We start from the raw sequence: 25,007 nt of genomic DNA, 5'->3' as shown, positions 1-25,007 counted from the left end.
AACGAAGGGAAATGTAGATTCGTTTTAGTTTGTATGGAACCTTTGAAAGAAATGTATTCTCGCGAGTGGGTCCTCGGGTTAGGAAACCAATTAGCTAAGGTTGACTCCAAAATCAATCCTCTAACGTTTCAAAAACAGGTATTTGCCTCACCTTGGAAAGAAATGGAATTAAAGGAAAGGATCAACCGGCTGTCCGAAGTATTGGTGGAACATTGGCCTGGCCCACTTTCCAAAATTTATCCTAAATTATTTAAGCTTATCGAAAATTTGCGCAGTCACGGAGTTTCTGACTTTAATTTTCCCTATATATTTTTGAACGATATTGTCACCAAGTCAGGGTTAAATGATTTTGATACATCAATGAAAGTATTAGAAAAACTTACGGTTTTTTCTAGTGCAGAATTTGCTATTAGGTTCTTTTACAAACACCATTTTGATCAAACTCTAAAACAAATGTACGATTGGTCAAAACATAAGGAGCCAATGGTAAGGCGATTGGCAAGTGAAGGTAGCCGTCCAATGTTACCTTGGGGAATCGGTATTCCCGAAATAAAAACAAATCCAGAAATCCATTTGCCAATCATTGAATCTCTTTGGGATGATAAAGATGAAATTGTTCGTAGGAGTGCAGCAAACCATTTGAATGATATTTCCAAACTAAAACCTGATTTAGTATTGGAGTTTTGTAAAACAAGGATTGGTAAATCTAAAGAATTAGATAAAAATCTAAAACATTCTTTACGCACACTTTTAAAAAAAGGAAATACCAAAGCCCTTTCTTTCTTTTCTTATGACACACAATGGAAACCAGCGAAAATCAAATTTGGTGTAATAAACAAAAAAGTCAAAATTGGAGATTCAATTGAGTTTACCGTTTCAATCAGCCAAACACTAAAAGATGAAACTAAGGTTAGGATGGAATATAAAATAGGGTTTTTGTTATCAAATGGTTCCTATGGTTATAAGGTGTTTCAGTTAGGTGAAAGAAATTTATTTCCAAATGAAAAAATCAAGATTTCTAAAAAACATTCGATGGCGCCAATCACCACACGGGTTTACTATCCCGGAATACATACGATATCAATTTTGTTAAATGGCAATGAATACAAAACGCAAAAATTTGAATTAATTAGGGATAGGAAATAATGCAAAAAAGTTACTTAAAGAGTTTATTAGGATTTCTGTTGGTGGTTCCACTATTATCTTGCTCAGTATTCTATTCCTCAGAAAGGCCTAATGTCGATTTTTCTAAAAATATTAAAAACATATCATTGAGTTATGAATTAATTGGTTGGGATGACGAAGCTGATCGTAGAAGGATATCTTATATACTTGCTGCTTTGCAATCTTCTGGAAAGTTTAAATCTGTTCGTTACTATGACCCTTCAAATACAGACGCACATGTCCAAATTATATTGGAATCAAGTCCAAGATTCAAATTCTTTTTAGGAGAAGCATCCGAACCTGTTTCCTATTTGCCTGAGAGAGATCCAATTAGATTTGGAATTTATTTGATTAACCGATTTCTTGCTGTTTCTACTTTTTTTGTCATACCGGATATTGATCGAGATGATGATTATTTGGTTTTTAGATTAACAAAAAAAGGTAAGTTTGAGAAAGAATATAGATATGCAATGGAATCCTATCGTGTGTTTGGTTGGGTTTCGCTTCTGCTGATGTGGGCCGACGATAGCAAAGAATGGAAGCCGATCTTAACAGAAAAAGTATCCGAATTTTTAGGAGATACAACCAATGAACTTTAGTTTTAAGGAAATGTTTTTATTTCATTTTGTTTTTATATCCTTCGTATTGAATTGTGCTGCCTTTCCTGATGTCGTTACTTCCAAGGAACGTAAAACCTTAGCAATAAAAAAAGAAAAGGTAAAAATTGTTTTTACTGGGTTTTATCGTTATGATGAGGAAAAAAATGTCATTACAGAAATTTTACAAAGAGAAGGTATGACTTTTGATCCACATTCCAACTATGCATTAGAAGTGATCCTTCAAAAGAAAGAGCCGCATTACCGTTTTTTATGGATCCATCGGTTAAATTTTGTTCTGACATTTTTGTCGGGTGGTATCGTTCCATCTCATATTAGAACAGAATCTACGCTTACATTTCGATATTCCAATCTAGGACAGGTGGAAAAAGAATATGTTTACGATATTGGAATGGATCAGTGGCGTGGAATTCCAGTTTTTGTTTTTATGGTGACTCATTGGCCAAATAGAATTTATAAAGAACAATTAATGGATGCTACTAGATTGGAGCTAAAAGAAATATGAAAACATTCTCAGTGATTCTTGTTTTTTGTTTTGCATTGTCATGTATGGGATTTACTAAAAAAATAAGCTCAAACGAAAAGTTGGATTTTATCGAAATTCAAAACCACAAACGAACTTATATAGTCCATTATCCTAAGAAATGGGATGGATCACCAATTGCTTTGTTAGTTGCACTACATGGAAGGTTTGGTTCCGGTTCTTCGATGATCAAACAAACTAAATTTGATGTTTTATCGGATACCAAAGGTTTTATAGTAGTATTTCCAGATGGTTTCAAAAGAAGTTGGGCCGATGGAAGGGGGAATACTCCTGCAGATGAAAACCAAATCAATGATGTTGTTTTCATTGAATCTATTGTAAAACGATTAATTGCAGAAGGATCAGTAAATTCCAAAGAGGTTTTTTTGGTTGGACATTCTAATGGTGGTTTTATGGCTCAAAGATTGGCCGTTGAAAAACCTGAATTATGGAAAGGTGTTGTGAGTGTAGCTGCTCAACTTTCTGTATCTACTTTAAAAAAGAAGTTAAATTTAAAAACTAAACCTGTTTCCATTGGCATCATCGCCGGAACTGGTGACCCTTTAGTTCCATATAGTGGTGGTTATGTGAGAGATGGTGGTGAGATTCTATCTGTTGAAGATTCTATAAATCGTTGGAAAGAGTGGAATTCTTGTAGTGATGTTGTGACAAAAAAATATGAAAATTATAATGAAGACAATTCAGAAATAAAGATAGATTTTTTCCGTTATGAATCCTGTTCCGAAAATACACAAGTTGGATTGATCCAATTAAATGGCCTTGGACATAGTTGGCCGGGTGAGACGCCGATGATTCCTTTTATCAATCAGGGAAAAACCACGAAAGTAATTGATGGTTCAAAACTTGTATGGGATTTTATGGAGGCACTGTGACAGAACCGAAAGTTGCATTCGTTACGGGGGCATCTAGAGGGATAGGTCTTTCCATTTCTAAGATGTTAATTGGTTTAGGCTACAAGGTTTATGGAGTTTCTAGAAGACCACAAAATTGCAATTATGCAGATCAAATGTTTCATTTAATAGAATGCGACCTTACTAATGCAAAACAGATTGATTCGTTGTTAGATTCTATCCCTGATCGGAAAGATTTAAGTTTAGTGGTACATAATGCTGGTCTTGCTTATTTTTCGCCAATTGAAGAATTATCTTCTGATAAAATTCGCGAGATGGTAAGTCTACACATAACTGCACCAATGTTGTTAACGGCTAAAGTAACTAGGTATTTAAAACAAAACAAAGGTCGAATTATATTTATTGGCTCTGTTTCTGGAAAGGAAATTTCTCCCTGGGGAAATGTATATGCTTCTCTCAAAGCAGGAATCCATCATTTTGCAAGGGAATTATTTTCCGAATTACGAAAGTTTGGCGTAAAAGTACATTTAATAATACCCGATATCACTAAAACGGATTTTTATAATGATTTAAATTTTGAACCTGATGAAGATCCAAAATCTTTTTTATTACCGGAGCAGATTGCCGATATTATTAGAGATTTAGTTGTGGAAGATCGGGGATGGGTGATACCTGAGATACAAATTTCCCCAGAATTTTTTAAATTAAAACGTAAAAAACAAACTTAATGAATCATTCACCAACCGGTGTCGTATTTTCAGAAAATGGATCTTGGGCTGCTGTTGATTCACCACTTTCAATTGTGTCTGCATTTTGAGCAGGAATCATTTTTGCAATTACGGAATCTTCGTCTTGTTTTCGTTTGATGGCTCGAATTTTTCCATCCGTTTCATAAAGTCTTTCGATTACCTTTTTTAGTAATAAAAATAAAAACTCGGGACTTTCTTGGCTCATCTGAACAAAAGTGGTTCGGTTGATGATTCCTAATTTTGCGGTTTCAGAAACGACAACTATGGATGCGGCTCTAGGGCTATTATTGATAATTGCCATTTCCCCAAAAAATTCGCCAGGTAAAATACTTCTGAGTTTAACGTGTTTGTTTTCGATTTGTTTATAAATATCCAATTGTCCTTCAAACAAAAAAAACATCGCCCCGTTAGAAGGTACTCCTTCCTTAAAGAGTACTTCGCCTCGTTTGATATTGATCATACTAAGTTTTGCGAGTGATTCTTTAAGTCCCATCACTAGTCTCCGTTAGATCTTTTAGTTTTTGTTCGGCTTCTATCAAACGTTCTACATAAGTTTGTAACAATGCGTAGACAAACATAGGATTGGAGTTTGCGATTCGTATCAAATTTTGTTTGTCCAGAATTCCAAGTTGTGCGCGGTCTGATTCTATAAAAACCGTCATCGCTCGAGGATGGCTTGAGATTAATGCAATTTCACCAAAGAATTCACCAGTGGATAGTTTTCGCACTTCATGAAAATTTCCTTGGTCAGGAGCACCCATACCTACAGAAAGAGTTCCACTTAATATGAAATACATTCTTTCGTTAGACGGTTCTCCTTCTCTTACGATGATTTCGCCTCGTTTAAATGTCTTTGTAGGGACAGTATTAACGAAGTCGAAAATGTTGATTCGATTTTCTTTTTTAGGAATGGACATTAAAGGCCGCGGTAAATCTCAATTAGTTCAGGAATTCTTTTTTCCTCAGCATATTCCAGAGGAGACTTTCCTATTTTGTCTTCAACTTTAGTATCTCCGCCGTTTAAAACGAATACCCTAGCTAATTCCAAAATAGAATCGCTTTTACCAGGATCAAACTGGATTGCTAGTTCGGAAAGTATAGTTTTCCCTAATTTATCCTGTTGGTTTAGATTCGCTCTTCTCTCCACTAGGAATAGTACTAACTTCTTGTAATTTTCCAACTGAGTGGTGTCACGGGAAGATAAAAACTTTTGGATTGCTTTGTGTAAAACGGTAAGACCGTTATTGTCTGTTAGGTTAGGATCTGCACCTAAAGTGATGAGTTGGGACATCGTATCAATACGATTTCTATTGAGAGCAATATGAAGTGCACTTAACCCACGTTTGTTTTTTGTATTTGGGTTTAAACCTTTTGTAACAAGTAATTTGATGGTTTCGTCTGCAAACTTCTGTTCCTTTTTTTCAATATCCAATTTACAAACAACTGTGATTAAATTCTCTCCTTCTTCATTTAATGATTGAAGGTCTGCCCCAGAAGAAACCAAAAGTTTAAAAGCTTCTGCATCTTTTCTTTCGATAGTTGAAAAAATCAAACTTACTCCGTCTTTTGATTTCTGGTTCGGATCGGCTTTTTTTGATAAAAGAAACTTTGCTATCGATAGTTGTTTATTTTCTAGTGCCAAGGAAAGAGAAGTTTCATTGGTTTTAGCATTTAATATATCTACTGGCACATTCTGTTTTACCAATGCTTCGACAATTTTAAGGCCAGATTTCCTGGATGCCAAATGAATGGGAAGATATCCAGAGGGATTCGGTGTCATTAGATCGGCTTTTTTCTGAATTAAAATATCGGCAATTGTCCACTTAGAAGATTCGATAGATTCCTCTAGTGGATTTTTATTTGTGGAAAGTGTTTGGTTGGGATTCGCTCCTGCATCCAAAACAAGTTTGAATAAGTTTAAATCGTTTTTTTGTAATGCGAGTTCAAATAAAGTTTTTCCACTAAGATTTTTAGAGTCTACATTTAGTCCTTTTTTTAATAATAGGTTTATCGCTGTTAAGTTTTTCTTCTCTAGTGCAAAAAATAATAATGATTCTCCTTCAGGAGTTTTGGCATTTACATCCGCACCTCGGTTCAAAAGAACTTCCAATCCTTGAGTAAATCCTTTTTCAATAGCAAAAACTACTGGTCGAATGGATTTTGTATCTTCTGAATTTGGGTTACCATTGGAATCTAAACTTAGAGTTAATAGTTTTAAATTTTTTTGATCAATTGAGACAAACACTGGTGTTCGACCCGTTAAGTCAGGAAGGTTTATATCAGCACCGTTTTGGAGCAGGTAGTTGATTGAATCTGTCTTAGTCTTTTCGAATGCTAAATACAGCGGGGACTTACGTGGATTGTTTCTTAAATTTACATCGGCTTTACTTTCAACAAGTAACTTTTGTACGGCGAGATTGGACTTCAATACAGCAACGTGAAGAGCCGTATTACCGTCTGCATCATAGGCATTGAGGTCTGCTCCTTTTTCCACAATCGTTTTGATTTGGTTTGTAAATCGAGTTGTAACTACATAATGTAACAATGTTTTGCCGGAAAGGTCCCTTTTGTTGAGGTCAGCACCGTGGTTAAGTAGGATTTCAAATTGTTTTTGTTTGTTTTTTTCGACCGCAAGTACTAAAAGCGATTTTCCTGATTCGTCACTGGCGTTGATGTCACCACCGTTGGCAATGGCTGTTTCAAATTCTTTTAAATTCCCTTTGAGGAGAATCTGCACCATATCGGGGGCAGTTTCTGAGATCGATGTCGTTTCTTGCGGGATATCTTGTGCAAAACTGGTTCCGAAAGATATAAATTGTAGAATTAAACTAAAAGTAATCAGATTATGTTTCATTTGGGTAAATAGGCGTCAGGATCCAATGCTTGTTGGTCAGGGCCTTTCCTAACTTCAAAATGTAAGTGTGGCCCGGTGGATTTACCGGTATTTCCAACCTGACCAATGATGTCGCCCGATCGGACACTGTCACCTTCTTTTACTTGGCGTTCATTTTGGTGAGCATAGTATGTGAAAATATTATTTTTGTGACTTAGAATGGTCAACATCCCATAACCACCGCTAGTTGTTATGGTTCTCCAAACTTTTCCATCACTCACGGCTTTTATCGGAGTACCAATGGATGCTGGTAAATCTATACCTGAGTGAAACGCCCCGACTTTACCTGTCACTGGATCCACTCGTGTTCCAAAGTTGGATGACACATAACGGTCGTTATCAACTGGAATTTGAAAGTATTTGGAAATATCGTCACTATCAACAAGTGGACCTCGTTCTTTAGATACAAATCCTCCAAAGATCCAACCTTCCCATTCATCATTCCAAGAAACGTATAACCACTTGGACCTGACACCGCCGATGGTTTCTATTTCTTTTTTTGTATCGATGATTTTGATTTTTTCATCACCTGGAATTGTTGTCACAACGGAACCATAGTCGTTTGGTTCATCTCGCATTCTTAAACTCGTGGAGCGAACATATCGTTTTTCCCCATTTTTTAATTCATCTGGATTTTCTTGGGGAAAGTTAGTATCTCCAGGTTGGACATCATAAGATACAACTTCGGATGAACTAAGATACCCACCGAACACCCATCCATTTCCGTATGCAGACGAAATTTGAAACCAATACGAAGTGATACCATCGATGGTATCTTCTGAGTTTGTAGAAGATTCGATTTTGACTTTTAGGCCTTTGGGGAGCCTTGCAACTACATAGGCATTGACATCCGGTTCTCCTCTCATATTCAGAGAACTTGCCTCGACCCACATTTCTTTTCCTTTTTTACTTTCAGAATAACTGTTGTTAGTTGGTTCAGAGATTCGTCCAGAAAGCGAAGACAAATCTAAGGAAAGTCCGTCCGTGTTTCTTGATTTAACGGCAGGTTTTGTTTGGGACAGTAAATCTTGAGTTACATAACCTTCTTGTTTGGATTTGGTTCTTACCAAAACCCAATGGGGACCTTCTTTTTTTTCGGTTACATCTTGTTTTAAAACCATAACGACTTCTAATGATTCACCCTTTTTGACTTTTACATTGGAACGATTAGCGATTGTATTCGATGGTTCGAGTTGGAGAAAAAAACTTTCGGAAGCAATTGCAGTGAGAGATTTAGATTTTTTATCTTTGGAACCGGGTGCGGCATTATGATCGGCGATCCCGTCTGCTTGTTTTAAATCAATAGGTGATGATGAAATTTTGAATCCAGGAAATTTAGATTGCACCCGATTTACGAAGTCATTGTATTTTTGTAAAATTTCTTCCTGTTTCTTTTGGTTTGTAGAGATGAGACCAGATTGTCGTTGTTTGTCCCTCTCCTCTAAAGTGGTTTGAGAAAGAATAGGGAAAGTGCAGATCAAAAGAAAAATCGGCGTAATTAAGATTCTCTTATTTTTCATAAAACAATCTATAAAAACCAAAGAAAATGGGAACGGTCAAGGTTTTTTGTTTAGTCCTCCTCAGGGAGCAGGGGCGTTAAAAAGTAAGAAATAAATTCCAGTTTTCCCCTCATAGACGATTTTTCATATATGGAGGCGGTTTGGTTTTCTATGGTTCTTAGGCTTTTTTTACGAACCGCAGCAATTTGTTTTTGGGAAAATCCACGGAGCAAAAGAATGGCGATTTCCGTTTCTGCTTCCGAAAGATTCCATTCTTCCATTTGGGCTTTGGCCTCTGCCCAAAATCCAAGTTCTGGATTTTTTAAGATTCGGTTCGTACGTTTTAAGTCATGAATCTGTGACTTTGCATGTACGTTTTCGACAGCTTCCGCTTTCAGTTCTTTATAAAGGATAAAAACAACAAGAAACGAAGAGAGGGCAATGAAGGATTCAACGGTGGCAATGATAATTCGAAACCGGTCAAAATACTCAGGTGGATTTGTCAGAGTGAAAATTTCTTCTGCAATCCAAACAAGGAGAGATAAAACATAAAATCCTAAAAATAAAATTCTAACCGTGCGAGTCTCCATAATTCTTTCTAATCTTTGTAACTAGTCCCAGTATACGCAAGTCAGTTTCTTAGGTAGTAACCACATTTGCGGGTTTCCTCCATTGTAAGAACGAAACAAATGTGAGATCTTATCTGCATGAACCGAATGGCTTTTCCATTTTTGTTGCTTTGTTTTGGATTGGTATTGGTTTTTACCAGTTGTACCAATTCAAAAAACTATGAGACCAGATCTCAATGTATGGACCGATGCATTCGTGAACAATATGTTTGTGCATTGGCACTAGCCCCTCAACTAGACAATGCAACCTCCGCCACGATGACCTGTGTTAGTTTATATGTGATTTGTTATGACAAATGCCCTGCCGTCTCTACAAGTAGATCAACTACGTCTTCAAGATCGAGTAGCACTTCTCGTTCTGGTTCTGGCAACAAGGGAGGAAGTAGTTCAAACTCGAGTTCAGGATCTGGAAGTGGATCAGGATCATCGGGAGGTGGAACCTAATTTAAGATCCGGTTTGTCTATAAATGATTTTGGCACCTATTTGTAAGTTTTTATATAAATCTAGGAAAATCTGGTTAGGAACCATACCTTCCAAATCTCTGGAAAATTCCGGACGGAGTCGTTTTAAAAAATACATCCCCAATTCTCCTTTGTTTTTTGCTTTTATTTTTCCTCTATATTCGCATTCAAAAAATCGTTTTACTTTATCATAAGTGGTTTCTGAAAGATTGATTTCACCCGCATCACCAGAACTTTCCATTCTGCTTGCTGTATTTACCGTGTCACCCCAAACATCATAGGCAAACTTTGTTTTACCAACAACGCCTGCTACTACAGGCCCTGTATGGATTCCAATACGTATTTCCCAAAAATCTTGTCCTAACATTTGTTTTACGGATTTGATTTGTGTCATAAAAGCTTTGATTTCCATTGCAAAAAGACATGCATCTACGGGATGAGTAAAATTTCCTTGTGGAATCCCACCAGCCGCCATATAGGAATCACCAATGGTTTTTAGTTTTTCAAAATTGTAACGAACAGCAATGTCATCAAACTGTGAGAAACATCCATCTAATTGTTCGATAAGATCTTCTGGGGAAAGAGATTCTGCGGCTGCAGTAAAATTTTTGAAGTCAGTGAATAAGATACTTACCGACTCGTATTCCATTGGAGCAACTTCGCCACGTTCAATCAATTCATCTGCAAGGTCTCCAGGTAAAATGTTTCGGATAAAATGTAGAGTTTTTTCTCTTTCTTTTTCTAAGTCCCGCCTAAGGTTCGCATTGTGAATGGCACCGGCCACTTGCTCGCAGAAAGAAATAATTTCAGCAAATTCATCCTTGGTCCAATCTTGTTCTCTTGTGAGACGTGTGACACAGATGATCCCTATAGTTTGTCCTTGGACCACAAGCGGAATTTGTCCGAATAATTCCAATTTAAAACTTTCTACTATGGAAGTATCAATATTAGAAAGTTGTTTCCATTTGATAGATTTTTTTAAGTAGATTGGTTTTTGTTTTAAATAGGTTCTAAAAAGAGATCCTATGTTAGGTGAAATGACGGGACGAAATGTCCTAAGAAAATTGGTAACTAAAAGCCCTTTATTAAAAACTTCTGCTCCTTCCATAAGTGGAACTAGAGAATTTGTTTTTGGGTCTACAAGAAGGATAAATCCAAGTTCTACTCGATGGTTATTCTTTAGATAAGTGAATACCTCTCTTGTGATATCTTCGATTTGCGAAAACGAATTGATCTTTCGATTAAATTTATGTAGGTTTTCCAACTTTAATCGATTTGTTTCAATATTTTCCTTCTCTTTTTGAATTGTTATATTTCCTTGTTTGAGTTCGTTTAATAAATATCCTGTTTCAATCGTTCCGGCAATGTAATCTGCAATAATTTTGATTTGATTTAATTGTTGTTCGGTTACCTCAAAAATCCCTGAATAATCTAGTAAATCTAAGGTTCCAATAAATTTGTTTCTTAAATGTAAAGGTACAATTAATAAAGATTTTAAATTTGCCGAATGTTTGTTTGCTAGTTCGACTCCTTCGGTTTTATACGATTCAAAATCTTTAATATAAAAACTTCGTTTGCGTTTCCTTACATATGCATGAGCGTACATAGTTGTATAGGATTCGGAAACAGGAATTTGTCTTCCCATGATTTCTTCTTTTACTTGTTCAGAAAGATCCTCTGGAAAGTTACTATGGAAAAATTCTAAAACTTCCAGTTCTTCTTTGTATACATACAATAGATAGTGTGGAACTTTGAATTTTTCTCGAATATAGTGTCCAAGGATGTTAAGAATATCTTTTAAATCGGAAGCTGAATTTATTTCCCTGAGTAGGCCATCTAAATCAGAAAGTTGTGTATACGAATCAACGAGTTTGTCTGAAAATTCTTCTGAAACAGACTTTGTATCAATTAGTTCTTTTTCCCGATTCGCTAAACTTTCTTTTAACAAACTGAGTTCTGCATTGTATGCTAAAATAATATTATCTTTGTCTTCGTTTTGTTTATATAAATAAAAAATCCCATATAGGATGCTTATAAATAAAATGGAGATTCCGAAAAGTCCGTATATCATTTGATTAGAATTTTAGCTCCGCGTTTTTGTTGGGTATACAATCTCCCAAACTTCTCATTTGGAACAAATCCTGAATCATCAGATAAATCCGATTTTAAAGATAACAATTCGTAAATTGGAAACTGGTCTCCTTCGTATGTATCGATTTGTCTTTGATTATCGATTTGAAAAAGTCGTTTTACTTTTTCCATTGTTTCTTGTGAAATATTGATAGGAACACCTACGCCACCGCGTCGTATAGCCTGTGTTTGAGTCACCGTTTTTCCCCAAACATCATAATTGAACTTTGATTTACCGATAACTCCTGCAACCACTGGTCCAGAATGGATAGCAATGGTAACTCCATTCGGACGAAATGGAATATCCTTAAAGTCTTCTATCATTCTTAAAACTTCATTTTTAATTTGAAGAGCGGCAAGGCAAGCATCCACAGCATGAGTAAAGTTTCCAACAGGTAAACCTCCCGCAGCTAAATACATATCACCTGTCATACGAAGTTTTTCCATCCCCTGTGCCTTGATGATTTCATCAAAACGTGAAAAATATAAATCGAGTCCTTCAATGAGTTCCTCAGGAGTGAGTTGCCCGGTAATCTGTGAAAAACCTGGGAAACTAGTCATTAGAAGAGTTACGTTTTCGAATTCAACGGGATTCACTCTTCCTTTTTTCTGTAATTCTTCTGCGACGTTTTTAGGAAGAATATTGAGTAGAAGAGAATCGGATCTTTGTTTTTCTTCCGCAATTTTTTTAAGTAAAAAATGATTGTTTATGGCACTTGCAATATGTTCTGATACACCCACTATTGAGTTTACTTCATCTGTTGTTAGTTGGATGTTTTCATCACTGATCCCATAAACAGCCATTGCCACAACTTCATCATTGTTGACAAGAGGAGAGATGAGAAATCCCGTCATACCTGATTTTTCAGTAATTTGTTTGTCTATTTCAAATGGCATTGTTTTGGGAACGTGTTTCATATAAAAATGTCGTTTTCGTTTGTAACATTTGTATACAAATCCACTTTCCTCTCGCAATGGGAATCGAAGTGATTTAAAGTAATTGATGTTTTCATCAACTAACAGATCGAAACCGGAGTGGTTTAGGTAACGAAATTCATTATATTCTTTGTCCAAAAAATATAAGACACAATGTTCGATTTTGTAGTTTTTGCGAATGAATCCAAAAATTTCAGCTAAAATATTTTCTAAATTGTCTTGAGAGTTTACATTTTTTGCAAACTCGTTCATCTTCTGAATTTCGGCTTTCGCTCTTTCTGATTTTTTTCGTTCTTCTTCGGTGATTTGTAATAACAAAGAGTTTTGGATTGCTCCTGCAATTTGATCACAAAAACCAGAAATTCTTTGGAGTACTTCTCTTGTGACTTCCATTGGCTTTTGATAGGAAGTGAAATATGCCATACCTATGACTTCATTTTGAACCACCAGGGGCACCGCGACAAAGGAAGACAGACTCAAACGAGAAAAAATTTCTTTATCTAATTCTGATTCATATCGTTTGGGTGGTTTGGAAACAAAAAGAGCTTTTTTTCTAAGAAAGGTTTTGTAAATAATTCCTCCTCTTTCGTTTAGAGGAACACGTATTGATTTAGCAAATATTAACTGATCCTCTGTTGCATAAGTCGGAATAGTTGTATTGTATGTATATAATTCTTTTTTCTTTGGATCAATCAGCTGAAGGAGAGTTGCTTCTATTTCAAATGTTTTGAGAATGTATTTAAACATCTCTTCGATGATTTGTGAAAGGCTAGATTCCGAATTGATTTTTTTTGTAAATTCGTTTAGTTTGACCACTTCATTTTTTGCGTTTTCCATTTGCATTCTTGCATTTTCTGCAATGAACTTCTCTCGATTCATTTCTTCTACAAGGATCGAATTGGTTACAGCTGTGGCGATGTTTTCTGCAGTGTTTTCGACTAACTGGAGTTGTGACCTAGAAAAATTTGTTCCTTTTTGTTCAGTAAATAAAGCCAACATAGCGATGACTTTTCCTTGTGAACTAAGAGGTATAATCATTCCAGGATGTTTTCCAATTAATTGTACAAACTTTTGATTTGATTCAGTAAGTCGCGACTCCCAAACTTTTGCAAATCGGAAAGGACGATTTCTTTTGTATACTTGGTAAAAAATTCCTGCACTGGGATCCAATGGAAAACTCATTCCATTTAATTTTGATGCAAGCGCCAATGCAGAGTTAGGAGAAATAACTGATTTATGGTAAATAATCTTAGAGTTTTCTACATCTACTAAAAGTAGTATCATGGAATCACAATAAACTTCTTCATTTAAGTAATCAAAAGCTTTTGCGAGAATACTATCTAATTCGAGAGAGGTATTTAGTGTTTTTGCAAATTCATTCAGCCTTTCGATATTTGCTTTAGAATTTTCAAGTTCTTGTGTTCTTTCTACTACGATATCTTCTAAACCTTCTTTGAGAATGTTTAATTCTTTATTGGAAACTTCTAATCTTTCTTTAAGTTTTTCGATGGAAAGGTAAGCTCTTGTAAACCCGTAAGAAAGAATATATCCTTGAAACAGAATAAAACCCAAAAATCCAAACGGAGTTAGGTTCATTGTATTGATTACATTGTTTTGATAAAGGATATCATGGACAACAGTCCCAAATACAAAACTAAATCCGATCAGAGATAAACCAGCTCCTACCGTGTCGGAGCGGTAAGCCATGATGATCGCAATTGTAATTCTTACACATACTAAAATCAGAAAAATTTGAAAATAGTGAATTTGTGCACTAAAAACTGCGACAGGCAAAAATATAGAAATTAGGAATGGAGCTATGAGAATATTTAATACCCAAATGGTTTTTTGCCCAACAGTGTTTGGAAATACCAATCGATAAAAATAGGCAAATACAATGGTTGCGATATAGATAGTTGAAAATTCCAATCGAATGAGAAAATCCATTGGCATATTGGGGAAGATATTAAGAATATTTCTTTCCCCTATGGTAAGAAGGCGCATAACAATTAGTAAACTAAATAAGGATATGAAAAGGCTGGCCTTGTCCTGTCTTCGCATGACAAAAAGACCTAAATGGTAAAGTGCCCACAGGAAAATACTTCCAGCAAGAAATGAGGTTACTTGGTAACTGCGATTGACTTTGTCGTATAACGTTCGTCTTTCGCCAAGTTCCATACTTTCCCAAAAACCACCTTTTGAATAATGGAAATTGGAAATTTCATAAACGATTTCTGTTTCACCAGAAACTGGTTCAAGGTCCATTAGGACAGATTTATAAGATGGTTCAAAGTAATTTGGGTTAATTCCGAAACTACCGCGCTCTAATACTAATTTTCCGTTGATGTACAATCGGTATGCAGAAGAAAGATCCAGGTTATGGAAGGCAAGGTTTGGTGTGTCTTTCGGAAATCTTACTTTTAGTTTATATGTCGCATAACCAAATCCACCAAGAGTTTCTCCAAACCAATCGACTCCTTTCCAATTGGATGGGATGGTTTGGTAGATGTACTTAGATTCTCTTCCTAGTTCTTCATCAATTTGGATTCCTTTGGCCGTTTGATTCCAATAGAATTCCCATTCTCCGTCAAGAGTGATGTTTCCGTCTTTTATAAAGTCCCATGAGGATAAATCTAATTTCCCTTCTTTGGCAATCGGTTTGTTGCGATTGACTTCTGCACAGCCGAATATCGCAAAAAATATTCCCAATAGGGATAGTAAAATGACTCTTTTCTTCATAGGTAGGCACTAAGGTTAGGAAGTAGTTACAGAAAAGAAAAGGAAAAATTCAAAAATAACTTACTTTTATTTGAGAAGGAGAAAAGTTCTTATTTAGCGAGGTGGACATGAGTTCTAAAATTTCTTCTGTTTCTAATTTTGAATAAGAAACTATTTTATCTTTTTTTTCAAAAGCATGAAATAAAATGGATGAGTCCTTTCTCACTTCTGTGATTCGTTTCAGAAAATCAATATTCATTCTAAATCCACCAAAACTAATGTCTGTAAGGCCATCCATTTTTAGTTCTTTCCCTAGTATGTCAGCTAACGATTGGTAATGGGTATTCCAATCAGGAACTCGTAGGATAGGATCAATACAAATCCGGACCTTCCAGCCGTCTGAGATTGCTTGGTTGATTGATTTTAAACGTGCTTGTAATGAAGGAGTTCCGTGTTCCACCTTTTCTATGATGGCTTGGGGACTGACAGTCCATGCTAAAATGACATTGGGATTTGGTTTCATTTTGGCAATTTGACCGTAGTTAGTTGACTTTGTGCGGATCTCCAAACTTAAATTTGGATGTAATTCTGCAAACTTTAGCCATTCTTTTGTTGCTGGAAAAAAGGATTCTAGTGCTAAAAGATCTGTGTCATAGGATAAGGCCAGATAGAGAGATTTATTTTTTTCTATAAATTCCTCTGTGGCAGAAAAAAAATCTTCCCAATTCACAAATAACACTAGATTTGCGGACGGAAACATCCCTTGCAAATAACAGTATTCGCAATCGTAAATACAGTTAAGTGCTAATGTATTGTAATAGAAATGTGGATGTGAGAAGTTAGGAGAAAAATCGCTTCCAGGATAAAGAAAATTTTCCTTTTTTTCGGCCAAGATCAATTTCGGACTTTCTTTTTGGATTCGGAAGTTTTGAGAATTTCGATTGAAACTATCTTTATAATGTCGAATCAAAATAGGAATTGAATTCGGGAACCTAGCTAAAATTTCTTTTGTACGGAAATGGTCTTTGATATTTTCTTCGATATAAATATGAGAAAAGGTTTTAAACATGGAGGGATTTTCTCCAGTCATCAAAAAACTGTTTGAGATCTGTTTTTGATTTTAAATTATTTTTCAACATAGTCTCGGGTAAAGGTAATAAAGAATCGGGGTTTCGAAGGCGAAAAAAACGAACCGATTTTTTTAGGTCATGTTTCATGGTTTCTGTTAGGCGAATGTCTTGAATAAAAGTCTCTACAATGGGCCAGTCATTGGTTTCGAATGGATCCACACGGTCCCAAGGCAATGGCGAAATCCATTCTTCATATAAAGGATTTAAGATTTTTTCCATCATCATTTCTATATTTTCTGATTGGCAAAATTTTCCTTCTAGGTGGTCGGATACCACTTTTCCAACCGCTATGTTTTCTAAAGGAAAGTAAAGTGAAGCTGCTTCAAAAAAACCAGAACCTTCCATATCAATTAAACTCACACCATCTAACTCTTCTTCAGTGAGAGATAAAAACCTATCTACTTTTTTTTCTTTAGTAATGGGTTTATCAAAGGTTTTGAGGTTGGTTTCTTTTTTGAATTGGGAGCCCATGATTCGATCTGGATAAAAATCTCTCCCTGATGCAGCATCAGTGATTTTATGAATCCAAAAAAAATCACCTAATGGAATTTCCTGATTATTTGAGCCCGCTATTCCCAAGTTCCAAATTTTCATTTGGTTTCTTTCCTCTTTGGACAATGTATGTGCAAATTCAGAGACTGCCAGTGCCATAGAAAGTTTTCCCGTTCCAGAGATTATGATAAAATGAGATTCATTTTTAAAAATTCGAAATTTTCCTGAGTGAGAAAAGGGTTTCGCCTGCGATCGTTCCAACCAAGATTTGGCCTCAGAAAGTACAGCGAAAAACAATGCAGACATAGTCTAAACTTGGAACAGGGGGGTTCCATGCAAAGAAAAGTTTTGTTTGCCATTTTTCTCTTAATCAGTTCTTATATCTATGCCGGAGGAAAAAAGATGTCATTTTTTGATTTTAAGTCTGTATCCATCCAAGGAAAGGAAGTTTCACTTTCCGATTATAAAGGTAATCCTGTCCTTGTTGTCAACGTTGCATCTAAATGTGGTTATACGCCGCAATATGAAGGTCTTGAAAAAATCCATCAAACTTATAAAGCCAAAGGTTTAAAAGTGATAGGTTTTCCTTCCAATGATTTTGGCGGTCAAGAACCAGGAACGGAAACTCAAATTGCCGAGTTTTGCAAACTTAACTTTGGAGTCAGTTTTGATCTGATGAAAAAAACAAAAGTTCTTGGAAATGATAAAGATCCTGTTTATCAATTTTTGACAGAGAATGCAAAAGAAAAAGGCGATGTGAAGTGGAACTTTGAAAAATTCCTCATCGATAAAAATGGAAATGTTGTATTTAGGTTTCCTTCCGGAACGAAACCAGAAAGTGCCGAGTTAAAACAAGCGATTGAAAGCCTTCTTTAATTTGTTTCGATATTGTGTTTTTTTATTTGTAGTTTTGGGAATTTCTGCTGAGGAATTACCATTACCGGTTCAAATTATAAGAACATCCACTGCAGAAATTGTTTCTATTTCGGAAATCATTAAAGAATCATCCAAATACAATGTTATTGTTCTTGGAGAAGAACATGACAATGAAGACTTACATCGGTTTTACGAAACTTTGTTTGGACGGATTTCTGAATTAGAGCCGGTATCCTTGTCATTAGAAATGTTAGAACAAGACGGGCAATACATAGTTAACGAATTTTTGGAAGGCACTATATCTGAGTCAAATTTTCTTTCTTCCACAACCCAATGGAAAAATTTTAAATCTGATTACCTTCCTTTGGTTTCCATAGCCAAAGAAAAAAAATGTAATGTTCTCGCAGCCAATCCTCCTAGGCGATACGTAAATTTGATTTCCAGAAAAGGATTGTCTGCATACCGGGAATTCAATGACAGGGCTATCCAATATTTACCACCTGCTTATAGTTTAGAAAAGTATCTGACTGAGGAATACAAACAAAGGTTATCTGCACTATTTGGACAAGGACATGGAACCGGTCATGGGGGAAGTCAATACCTGGTTTTGGCGCAAGCTACTTGGGACCAAGGTATGGCCGAGGTTATTTCACGCGAATTCTATAAAACTGGGAAAAAGGTGGTCCACTTAAATGGTAGGTTTCATTCGGACAGGTTGGGTGGTGTCGTCCACAGACTACAAGAAATGGGGTTATCGGTCTTAGTTCTCTCTGGATTTGTCAAAGATAGGGAAGAGAGTCGGGATTTTGCGAAAATCGCTGATTTTGTAATTTTAACAAACGGCCGATAAGAATAGGGAGAACCTATGTCGGCACTTTCTCCAAAATATCTCTGTCCTCACTGCCAAAAGGCATCTCGTTTACCGGAACCAATCCCAAAAGAAGGAAAGTTTCAGCTAACTTGCGCTCACTGTAAAGAAAAGGTAATTTTAAATTTCATAGACTATCGTTTCGAAATTTTGCAAGTAGTACCCAAAGAACCAGAAGTTTTGGATGAATCGCAGTCCTTCCAAACCTTTAAAATTCCGACAACACCTTTACCAAAGCCAAGTTCCATTAAGGACCAAACCCAATCCAAATCAAAACCAATTTGGGAACGTAAAGTTGTTTTCGAACGTGAACCAGAAGAACGTAGGTTTAAACCAAAACCTCTCAAACAAAGACTGGTAAGTGGAAGTAGAAAATCCCCTTCCTTTTCTTATTGGAAATTGCTATTTACAGTCACTTCTGTATGTCTCTTTTTATTTATACTTGGTTTTTCCTACTTTGTAGCGGGAGTGCTTGCGACTAAAAAAGAAGTTCCTTTGTATCTGGAGTCCCTTTCCAAAAATATTCCGACAAAAATTTTAGATCGTAACGGGCAGATGGTAAGTGAAATTTTTCAAAAAAGAACTTCCACCTTACGTTTGCAAGATTATCCAGAGGATATGATTTCGATCCTTTTGAATATTGAAGACCAAAAGTTTTTCTTTCATGGTGGGATCGATTACTCGGCAATTCTCAGAGCATTTTTTAAAAACATTATTAATCTAAGTTATAAACAAGGTGCTTCGACCATTACACAACAATTAGCAAGAATCATTCTGGATGATCGACGTAAAAGTTTGAACCGTAAATGGAGAGAAGCACAACTGGCATTCGCTTTGGAATCTGTACTTACCAAAGAACAGATTTTAGAAACCTATATGAACCATGTTTATTTAGGTCATGGAGCATTTGGATTTGGTGAAGGGATAAAGTTTTATTTTCAAAAGAATCCAATGGAGTTAAGTAAAGAAGAAATGGTGTTACTTGCATCTCTACCTTCTGCACCTAACAAATATTCACCACTTAAAAATCCAGAAGATTCATACACTCGTGTTCGTGCCATATTACAAATGTTTCGGAATCGAGGTATTTATCCGAATTTAGATCGTGAAAAGTTTGTTAGTTTTTATCATAATCTCTCTACTCGTTCTCCCAATGAAACTGTTTTTGGTTCGAGACAAGATATGGCACCTTATGTAACAGAACATGTTCGTGGAATTCTTTCTTCCTTGGAAGGCGATAAGAATATTTACGAAAGTGGTGGTTACACTGTAGAAACTACTTTGGATCGGGGTGCACAAGAACTGATTGGTCCTATAGTGCGTGAATATTTGGCCAAAACAAGAAAGTCTGGGAAAATCCAAAAAAAGAGAATTCGCTTAAAACCAGAATCTCCACTCGATTTAGCATTTCGCCAAAAAATGGAAGAAGTGAGTATCTTAAATGAACTAGTTTGGAATACAGACAGTTTGGATTCTGAAAAAGATACAAGTGTAGTGCAGGCAGCAATTGTCGGAATACAACCAAACACAGGACAGGTTCTGTTTATACATGGTGGAGAAGAATTTAATTCGCAGAACCAATTTAACCGTGCCACTCAAATGCGTAGACAAACCGGAAGTTCCATCAAAGCTGTGTTATACGCCTCAGCCATTGATGCAGGAGTGATTCAATCGGGGACAAGGATTTTGGATGCACCTTTGTATTACCGTGGCGGTGGTGGAAAGGAATGGGCACCTGAAAACTTGGGAGGAAATTTTGATGGAGAAATTTCTCTTCGTACAGCCCTTGTGAAATCAAAAAACACAGCAGCTGTACAAGTCGCAGAACGATTGGGAAGTGCTGGCATTGAACGTTATTTTACAAAGTATTTTTTCCCTAACGATAACGAAAAAAAAGCACGTTATCGAGGCGATTTATCTTTGGCACTTGGCACTTTAGAAATTTCTCCTTTGGAGATGGCATCTGCCTTTACAGGTTTTGTGAACCAAGGTACGGTAAAACGTCCTTATCTTATCCAAAGGATTAAAAATGCCAAGGGTGTTGTACTATATGAAGCCGGTGGTTCTGACGAATTTAAGTTAAAATTACCACCAGAACGTCAAGTTATCCGCCCTGATACGGCAGAAGTGATGATCTCTCTCCTCAGAGATAGTGGTAAGGCCAGTGGTGTGAGAAACGGCGGTTATGCGGGAGATTTGATTGGAAAAACAGGAACTACTAATGATTATAAAGATGCCTGGTTTGTGGGAGCAAGACCTGATTTAGCTTTGGCTGTATGGATTGGATACGACAATCCAAAATTTGGAATGGGCCCAAGTGGACTGGGTGGGGCAGTGGCTGCTCCGCTTTGGGGAGAGATTGTTTCATCTATAGATAAAAAAAATATTATTCCTAAAATTCAATTTAGCCAACCTGTGTATGCAAAACCATATAAAATATGTGCTTTAACGGGGAAACAAGCAGGTCCCAATTGTCCTGCAGCCAATGAGTTCTATCTTTCCGATTATCCTCCTGAAGGAATTTGTACAGAAGATCATAAAGCAACGCACACAGAGAACAAAGATTTGATGAAGGGGTTGTATTAAATGAAAATTTATCTTTTAGCGTTCGTTAGATTTTCTTTAATTATAACCTTCTGGGGATTCTCTCCATCATTGTTTGCAAATTCTTATTATGAAGCTGGGTATGAAATGGAACAATTGAATACTCTATTTGCAATCCCTCTATATGAAAAAGCATTAACACAAAAACCTTCTGGAAAATTACAAAAGGCTGTCGTATCTAGACTTTTCTTTTTATACAAAAAACATGGAAAATTGTTAGATGCCTTGTTTTTAGGAAGTAAGTATCCATCTCTCATCCCAACAAAAGATAGAGGATGGATCTGGACAAACTTAGCAGAAATTTATAAACCCATTGGTGTTTCTGAACTTTCTGCAACCTATGTGTTGGCTAGTAAGTCGTCTCCCGAAAAATTTTCTGAATTGTCGGAACATCTGAAACTAGCCAACTCACAAAAGTTATATGAATTTGCATCCATCGTTCTTTTGAAACGTAAACAATATAAAGCGATTTTATCAATTTATGCAGAAAATCCTAGTATGGCAAAAACCCCTCTTTTTATTGGGATTTCGGAATTTAAAATTAGTGCTGACTCAGGTAAAGAATTTTTAAAAACAATTTTAGGTGATACGGACAGGGAACGCACTGACCAAGAAAAATCTGATGTATTGTATTTGATGGGTGTTTATTACCGTCAATCTGCTGATTATGATTTATCTGCCAGATACTTTCGAATGAGTGGAAGTTTTGCATCCAAACCAAGAGGGGATTTAGAGACAACGAAATCACTTGTTTTAAAAGGAAATTCCAAAGAGATGTGTTCTATTTTTAAATTTGCAACGTCCTCCACAGATGAAATTGAAACTCTCTTAAATCTTTATTGTTCTCCCAACCCAAACATTTCTTGGAAAACTTATGAACCTAGTATTCGTATTTTAGCTGAGAGAGAAGGGAATGAATTTTTAACCATTCTTTTCCCAGGGACAAACTAATGAAAAAAAAATCTCAAACAATAGGTTTTGTTATCGGTTTGGTTTTTCTCTTCACCTCTTCTCTATTCGCTAATTTTTTGGTCACTCCAGATCAAACGTTACGATTGGAACTTGTCGGATCATCACGAGACCAAATTCGATTTTGCAAACAAAAACCTTTGTTAGTTTTTGGTCGAAATCCGATATCTCCTTCCATGACTTGCCAATTTTTACCAGAAACAGAAGTGAGTTTGGATCAATTCTTTACTGAGGAACTTTCAGAAACAGAAGAAACACAATGGGCCTTTTATGATGGATCTGGCAAACAATTGTTTCCTACTGTAAGTTGGGAAGGGCAAGAATCTATGAATTTCGTTTCAGTGGTGCGATCGAAACGCGGACAATTTGGTGTGCAATTGCAAAGAAAAAAAGACGGGGCTTATTTTTTCTATAGAACTAAGATGTTAAACTGGGTGATTTAGATTGTGGTAAAGAGTCTTCTTCGTTTGGGCAGGGAAGGATTCGAACCTTCGAAGGTAAAACCAGCAGATTTACAGTCTGCCCTCGTTGGCCACTTGAGTACCTACCCGAAGAAGTTGCATGGAGCCGCCTGAGGGATTTGAACCTCCGACCGGCTGTTTACAAAACAGCTGCTCTACCACTGAGCTAAGGCGGCATGCATATCCAATTTTTGTGAAAAGCTGTTAAGGTCAAATAAAAATTCTTTGAGCGGAGGCGGATTCTTTCAGAATGACAGGAGATGGCACTGTTTTTGGTCAATTCTCTCATGACGATTTCCATAATTGGATTCTATTTGGGTTATTTCTTTCGCAAGAGAGACCAAAAACTACATAGATTCTTCAATACAATCGGTATTTTGGCAAATCTCACCGCCGCTGTTTATCTTTTGGGCATGAAATATTTGTTAGGTGGTATTGCTGTTCACCAGATTTATCCGACTGCCCCAGAAATCATTATTCATATCCATCGATTTTTTGCAGCCATAGCCCTCATACTTATGCTGTGTATGGGTTATTTAGGATGGAAAAGAAAACGTAACTTACATGTAAAATTGCATTACATCTTTTTGCCGTTGTACACGATTGTTTATATCTCCGGTCTGTTTTTATTTCAATCAAAACCGCTTTAAGGAATGTTCATGGAAAAAATTGAAGTCGCAAAGAAGTTTGCAAAAGATATCCGAATCCAAGTAATTAAAATGGTCACTGCTGCCAACTCTGGTCACCCAGGTGGTCCTCTTGGACTTGCTGATATTTATGCGGCCCTATATACTTCTGTTTTAAACCATGATCCAAAAAATCCTGATTGGGCCGAAAGAGACAGACTCATTCTTTCCAATGGTCACGTATGTGCGGTTCGATATGCTTCAATGGGCCTATCCGGATATTTCCCTGTAGAAGATCTCCTTACGTTTCGAAATATAAATTCTTATCTCCAAGGCCATCCTTCCACTCGTTATATGAAAGGACTCGAATCTAGTTCAGGTTCCCTTGGACAAGGTCTGTCTGTATCAGTAGGACTTGCTCTTGGTGCAAAATTAAAAAAAGAGACATATAAAATTTATACATGTATTTCTGACGGTGAATGTGGTGAAGGAATGACTTGGGAAGCTGCACAGTCGGCGGTTCATTTTAAAACTGACAATCTCATTGCATTTATGGATCGTAATTATATTCAAATCGATGGTAACACTGAAGAAGTAATGAAGTTGGAACCATTAGATAAAAAGTTCGAAATGTTCGGTTGGAATGTGATCAATGCAGACGGACATAATATGGAAGAAATTTTTGCAGCCTTTGCAAAAGCTAAACAACATACCGGTGGACCTACACTCATAGTCTTTAGAACTATTTTAGGAAAAGGTGTTTCTTATATGGAAAATAATCCTAAGTGGCATGGAACACCTCCGAATAAAGAACAAGAAGCGCAAGCTCTGGCAGAATTGGTTTAAACTTTTAGATTCGATTGACATTTTTGTTTTTATCGAGATAGTTTTTGCATGGGACAAACTTCCTTTCCTGACTTTTATCCGGATGATATCACTCGATTATTGTATGATTGGGAAGTTGCCCCACCCGAAAAAAAACGTTTTTTATTAAAACTCATTGCATCTCGAATTCCTTGGCAGATCCAATTAGAATCTGCCTTAGATGAAGTAAAAGATCCATACCTACGAGTACAAGCACGGAACTTAAAATCAGAAATCACTCGTCACAGGTTACGTCATTCTTTCTTTAAACTCACGTTACGTGGGAATACAAATCATTATAAAGACTTAGAAGAGATGACAGTCCAACTTTCTAGTATTGGTTTTCCTGACCAAAACTATGCAGAAATCAAACATGAATTGGATCGAATTGCACTACGGGTTTCTGAGTTATACGATGATCATTCTGGATATTTGACAGATGAATTAAAAGTGCAAATTCTTTGCCAAGTTTTATTCCAAGAAGAAGGATTTGTTGGAAATATCCAAAATTACAACGATCCAGGAAATTCTTACCTTTACCAAGTGATCAAAAGTAGGTTAGGGATTCCAATTACACTTTCCGTAGTTTACTTGTTAGTTGGCCAAAGGTTGGGTCTTCCACTTTATGGAACCAATTTACCACTTCATTTTCTTTTGCAATACGAATCGGAAGGATACTTTACTTATATTGATCCATTTCATGGTGGTGTTTTGTTAGATAAGTTTACTTGTGAAAAATTTTTGGAAGCCAATGGATATTCTAATTCACCAAAATATTTCACAAAAGCATCCACTCTATCCATGATCAAACGTATGTGTAGGAACCTGATCCATATTTATCGCGATAACCAGACAAAAGAAATGGAATATATCATAAAGGATCACCTTCAGATTCTCGAAAGCAGATCCACGCATGTGGAATAAT

General features: G+C 36.3%; 23 protein-coding genes and 2 tRNA genes. 14 read left to right on the top strand and 11 right to left on the bottom strand.

The features are described 5' to 3' along the window. Window positions 1-33 precede the first annotated feature (33 nt). From EHQ31_RS15300 to EHQ31_RS15280, 5 genes are read left to right on the top strand one after another with little or no spacing between them, the layout of a single operon-like run. On the top strand, window positions 34-1,146 hold the full coding sequence (locus tag EHQ31_RS15300) for a DNA alkylation repair protein (protein ID WP_135571673.1): 1,113 nt from the start codon (window positions 34-36) through the stop codon (window positions 1,144-1,146). Then, window positions 1,146-1,763 carry a hypothetical protein gene (locus EHQ31_RS15295; RefSeq protein ID WP_135571671.1) on the top strand — a complete coding sequence of 206 codons (618 nt, stop codon included), beginning with the start codon at window positions 1,146-1,148 and terminating at the stop codon, window positions 1,761-1,763. The genes EHQ31_RS15300 and EHQ31_RS15295 overlap by 1 nt, the downstream gene beginning before the upstream one ends. Continuing rightward, window positions 1,753-2,286: a hypothetical protein gene (locus EHQ31_RS15290; RefSeq protein WP_208652786.1), complete on the top strand. Its 534-nt coding sequence runs from the start codon at window positions 1,753-1,755 to the stop codon at window positions 2,284-2,286. Before EHQ31_RS15295 ends, EHQ31_RS15290 begins: the two co-directional genes overlap by 11 nt. Further along, window positions 2,283-3,197 (top strand): CE1 family esterase, encoded by a 915-nt coding sequence (locus EHQ31_RS15285; RefSeq protein WP_135571669.1) that lies wholly within the window; start codon window positions 2,283-2,285, stop codon window positions 3,195-3,197. Before EHQ31_RS15290 ends, EHQ31_RS15285 begins: the two co-directional genes overlap by 4 nt. Beyond that, window positions 3,194-3,904: an SDR family oxidoreductase gene (locus EHQ31_RS15280; RefSeq protein ID WP_135573976.1), complete on the top strand. Its 711-nt coding sequence runs from the start codon at window positions 3,194-3,196 to the stop codon at window positions 3,902-3,904. The genes EHQ31_RS15285 and EHQ31_RS15280 overlap by 4 nt, the downstream gene beginning before the upstream one ends. A gap of 4 nt (window positions 3,905-3,908) precedes the next feature. Here EHQ31_RS15280 and EHQ31_RS15275 read toward each other — a convergent pair whose 3' ends face one another. The 5 genes from EHQ31_RS15275 to EHQ31_RS15255 are packed head-to-tail and all read right to left on the bottom strand — an operon-like array spanning window position 3,909 to window position 8,907. Beyond that, window positions 3,909-4,418 (bottom strand): Crp/Fnr family transcriptional regulator, encoded by a 510-nt coding sequence (locus tag EHQ31_RS15275; protein ID WP_135571666.1) that lies wholly within the window; start codon window positions 4,416-4,418, stop codon window positions 3,909-3,911. Continuing rightward, window positions 4,408-4,842 carry a Crp/Fnr family transcriptional regulator gene (locus EHQ31_RS15270; RefSeq protein ID WP_135571664.1) on the bottom strand — a complete coding sequence of 145 codons (435 nt, stop codon included), beginning with the start codon at window positions 4,840-4,842 and terminating at the stop codon, window positions 4,408-4,410. Before EHQ31_RS15270 ends, EHQ31_RS15275 begins: the two co-directional genes overlap by 11 nt. Further along, a complete protein-coding gene (locus EHQ31_RS15265; protein WP_135571662.1) occupies window positions 4,842-6,779 on the bottom strand; it encodes an ankyrin repeat domain-containing protein in 1,938 nt (645 codons plus the stop codon). The genes EHQ31_RS15270 and EHQ31_RS15265 overlap by 1 nt, the downstream gene beginning before the upstream one ends. Further along, window positions 6,776-8,338 (bottom strand): peptidoglycan DD-metalloendopeptidase family protein, encoded by a 1,563-nt coding sequence (locus EHQ31_RS15260; RefSeq protein WP_135571660.1) that lies wholly within the window; start codon window positions 8,336-8,338, stop codon window positions 6,776-6,778. The genes EHQ31_RS15265 and EHQ31_RS15260 overlap by 4 nt, the downstream gene beginning before the upstream one ends. Window positions 8,339-8,388: 50 nt before the next feature. Continuing rightward, entirely contained in the window at window positions 8,389-8,907 is a 519-nt protein-coding gene (locus EHQ31_RS15255; protein ID WP_135571658.1) for a helix-turn-helix transcriptional regulator, read from the bottom strand. A 219-nt stretch (window positions 8,908-9,126) separates the two neighbouring features. Between EHQ31_RS15255 and EHQ31_RS18895 the strand changes: the two genes are divergently transcribed. Continuing rightward, the gene (locus tag EHQ31_RS18895; protein ID WP_244247421.1) at window positions 9,127-9,390 is read left to right on the top strand and encodes a hypothetical protein; all 264 of its coding nucleotides are present in this window, start codon (window positions 9,127-9,129) and stop codon (window positions 9,388-9,390) included. 1 nt (window position 9,391) lies between these two features. Here the strand turns inward: EHQ31_RS18895 and EHQ31_RS15245 are convergent, their stop codons facing one another. From EHQ31_RS15245 to EHQ31_RS15230, 4 genes are read right to left on the bottom strand one after another with little or no spacing between them, the layout of a single operon-like run. Continuing rightward, on the bottom strand, window positions 9,392-11,479 hold the full coding sequence (locus EHQ31_RS15245) for an adenylate/guanylate cyclase domain-containing protein (protein ID WP_135571654.1): 2,088 nt from the start codon (window positions 11,477-11,479) through the stop codon (window positions 9,392-9,394). After that, on the bottom strand, window positions 11,476-15,213 hold the full coding sequence (locus tag EHQ31_RS15240; protein ID WP_135571653.1) for an adenylate/guanylate cyclase domain-containing protein: 3,738 nt from the start codon (window positions 15,211-15,213) through the stop codon (window positions 11,476-11,478). The genes EHQ31_RS15245 and EHQ31_RS15240 overlap by 4 nt, the downstream gene beginning before the upstream one ends. A gap of 49 nt (window positions 15,214-15,262) precedes the next feature. Next, the gene (locus EHQ31_RS15235) at window positions 15,263-16,261 is read right to left on the bottom strand and encodes an SPL family radical SAM protein (protein ID WP_135571651.1); all 999 of its coding nucleotides are present in this window, start codon (window positions 16,259-16,261) and stop codon (window positions 15,263-15,265) included. Next, entirely contained in the window at window positions 16,254-17,120 is an 867-nt protein-coding gene (locus EHQ31_RS15230) for a phosphorylase (protein WP_135571649.1), read from the bottom strand. Before EHQ31_RS15230 ends, EHQ31_RS15235 begins: the two co-directional genes overlap by 8 nt. 27 nt (window positions 17,121-17,147) lie before the next feature. On the opposite strand from EHQ31_RS15230, the gene EHQ31_RS15225 reads away from it, so the two are divergent. The 5 genes from EHQ31_RS15225 to EHQ31_RS15205 are packed head-to-tail and all read left to right on the top strand — an operon-like array spanning window position 17,148 to window position 22,574. Then, entirely contained in the window at window positions 17,148-17,690 is a 543-nt protein-coding gene (locus tag EHQ31_RS15225) for a glutathione peroxidase (RefSeq protein ID WP_135571646.1), read from the top strand. A 1-nt stretch (window position 17,691) separates the two neighbouring features. Then, window positions 17,692-18,540, top strand: coding sequence for a ChaN family lipoprotein (locus tag EHQ31_RS15220; protein ID WP_244247420.1), 849 nt, complete (start codon window positions 17,692-17,694; stop codon window positions 18,538-18,540). A gap of 15 nt (window positions 18,541-18,555) precedes the next feature. Beyond that, window positions 18,556-21,144 carry a transglycosylase domain-containing protein gene (locus EHQ31_RS15215; RefSeq protein ID WP_135571643.1) on the top strand — a complete coding sequence of 863 codons (2,589 nt, stop codon included), beginning with the start codon at window positions 18,556-18,558 and terminating at the stop codon, window positions 21,142-21,144. Beyond that, window positions 21,145-22,113 carry a hypothetical protein gene (locus EHQ31_RS15210; RefSeq protein WP_135571641.1) on the top strand — a complete coding sequence of 323 codons (969 nt, stop codon included), beginning with the start codon at window positions 21,145-21,147 and terminating at the stop codon, window positions 22,111-22,113. It abuts the gene before it with no gap. Continuing rightward, window positions 22,113-22,574, top strand: coding sequence for a hypothetical protein (locus EHQ31_RS15205; RefSeq protein WP_135571639.1), 462 nt, complete (start codon window positions 22,113-22,115; stop codon window positions 22,572-22,574). Before EHQ31_RS15210 ends, EHQ31_RS15205 begins: the two co-directional genes overlap by 1 nt. Window positions 22,575-22,599: 25 nt before the next feature. Here EHQ31_RS15205 and EHQ31_RS15200 read toward each other — a convergent pair. Together EHQ31_RS15200 and EHQ31_RS15195 are read right to left on the bottom strand one after the other, a co-directional pair. Further along, a tRNA-Tyr gene (locus EHQ31_RS15200) sits at window positions 22,600-22,681 on the bottom strand. Window positions 22,682-22,693: 12 nt separating this feature from the next. Further along, window positions 22,694-22,768, bottom strand: a tRNA-Thr gene (locus EHQ31_RS15195). 84 nt (window positions 22,769-22,852) lie between these two features. Between EHQ31_RS15195 and EHQ31_RS15190 the strand changes: the two genes are divergently transcribed. Genes EHQ31_RS15190 through EHQ31_RS15180 form a run of 3 tightly spaced genes read left to right on the top strand, consistent with a single transcriptional unit; the run spans window position 22,853 to window position 25,006 of the window. After that, on the top strand, window positions 22,853-23,242 hold the full coding sequence (locus tag EHQ31_RS15190; RefSeq protein ID WP_135571637.1) for a hypothetical protein: 390 nt from the start codon (window positions 22,853-22,855) through the stop codon (window positions 23,240-23,242). Between the two features lie 9 nt (window positions 23,243-23,251). Further along, entirely contained in the window at window positions 23,252-24,064 is an 813-nt protein-coding gene (locus EHQ31_RS15185; RefSeq protein ID WP_135571635.1) for a transketolase, read from the top strand. 48 nt (window positions 24,065-24,112) lie between these two features. After that, window positions 24,113-25,006, top strand: a complete 894-nt coding sequence (locus tag EHQ31_RS15180) for a transglutaminase-like domain-containing protein (RefSeq protein WP_135571633.1) — start codon at window positions 24,113-24,115, stop codon at window positions 25,004-25,006. Window position 25,007 lies beyond the last annotated feature (1 nt).

Source organism: Leptospira montravelensis, from assembly GCF_004770045.1.
Lineage (GTDB): Bacteria > Spirochaetota > Leptospiria > Leptospirales > Leptospiraceae > Leptospira_A > Leptospira_A montravelensis.
The sequence above is the reverse complement of the archived record's forward strand: the minus strand, read 5'-3'. Positions and strand labels throughout refer to the sequence as shown.

Coding starts and splice junctions, on each gene's coding strand:
- EHQ31_RS15300 (WP_135571673.1), top strand. CDS start 34: ATGGAACCTTTGAAAGAAATGTATTCTCGCGAGTGGGTCCTCGGGTTA.
- EHQ31_RS15295 (WP_135571671.1), top strand. CDS start 1,146: ATGCAAAAAAGTTACTTAAAGAGTTTATTAGGATTTCTGTTGGTGGTT.
- EHQ31_RS15290 (WP_208652786.1), top strand. CDS start 1,753: ATGAACTTTAGTTTTAAGGAAATGTTTTTATTTCATTTTGTTTTTATA.
- EHQ31_RS15285 (WP_135571669.1), top strand. CDS start 2,283: ATGAAAACATTCTCAGTGATTCTTGTTTTTTGTTTTGCATTGTCATGT.
- EHQ31_RS15275 (WP_135571666.1), bottom strand. CDS start 4,418: ATGGGACTTAAAGAATCACTCGCAAAACTTAGTATGATCAATATCAAA.
- EHQ31_RS15270 (WP_135571664.1), bottom strand. CDS start 4,842: ATGTCCATTCCTAAAAAAGAAAATCGAATCAACATTTTCGACTTCGTT.
- EHQ31_RS15265 (WP_135571662.1), bottom strand. CDS start 6,779: ATGAAACATAATCTGATTACTTTTAGTTTAATTCTACAATTTATATCT.
- EHQ31_RS15260 (WP_135571660.1), bottom strand. CDS start 8,338: ATGAAAAATAAGAGAATCTTAATTACGCCGATTTTTCTTTTGATCTGC.
- EHQ31_RS15255 (WP_135571658.1), bottom strand. CDS start 8,907: ATGGAGACTCGCACGGTTAGAATTTTATTTTTAGGATTTTATGTTTTA.
- EHQ31_RS18895 (WP_244247421.1), top strand. CDS start 9,127: ATGGACCGATGCATTCGTGAACAATATGTTTGTGCATTGGCACTAGCC.
- EHQ31_RS15245 (WP_135571654.1), bottom strand. CDS start 11,479: ATGATATACGGACTTTTCGGAATCTCCATTTTATTTATAAGCATCCTA.
- EHQ31_RS15240 (WP_135571653.1), bottom strand. CDS start 15,213: ATGAAGAAAAGAGTCATTTTACTATCCCTATTGGGAATATTTTTTGCG.
- EHQ31_RS15235 (WP_135571651.1), bottom strand. CDS start 16,261: ATGTTTAAAACCTTTTCTCATATTTATATCGAAGAAAATATCAAAGAC.
- EHQ31_RS15230 (WP_135571649.1), bottom strand. CDS start 17,120: ATGTCTGCATTGTTTTTCGCTGTACTTTCTGAGGCCAAATCTTGGTTG.
- EHQ31_RS15225 (WP_135571646.1), top strand. CDS start 17,148: ATGCAAAGAAAAGTTTTGTTTGCCATTTTTCTCTTAATCAGTTCTTAT.
- EHQ31_RS15215 (WP_135571643.1), top strand. CDS start 18,556: ATGTCGGCACTTTCTCCAAAATATCTCTGTCCTCACTGCCAAAAGGCA.
- EHQ31_RS15210 (WP_135571641.1), top strand. CDS start 21,145: ATGAAAATTTATCTTTTAGCGTTCGTTAGATTTTCTTTAATTATAACC.
- EHQ31_RS15205 (WP_135571639.1), top strand. CDS start 22,113: ATGAAAAAAAAATCTCAAACAATAGGTTTTGTTATCGGTTTGGTTTTT.
- EHQ31_RS15190 (WP_135571637.1), top strand. CDS start 22,853: ATGGCACTGTTTTTGGTCAATTCTCTCATGACGATTTCCATAATTGGA.
- EHQ31_RS15185 (WP_135571635.1), top strand. CDS start 23,252: ATGGAAAAAATTGAAGTCGCAAAGAAGTTTGCAAAAGATATCCGAATC.
- EHQ31_RS15180 (WP_135571633.1), top strand. CDS start 24,113: ATGGGACAAACTTCCTTTCCTGACTTTTATCCGGATGATATCACTCGA.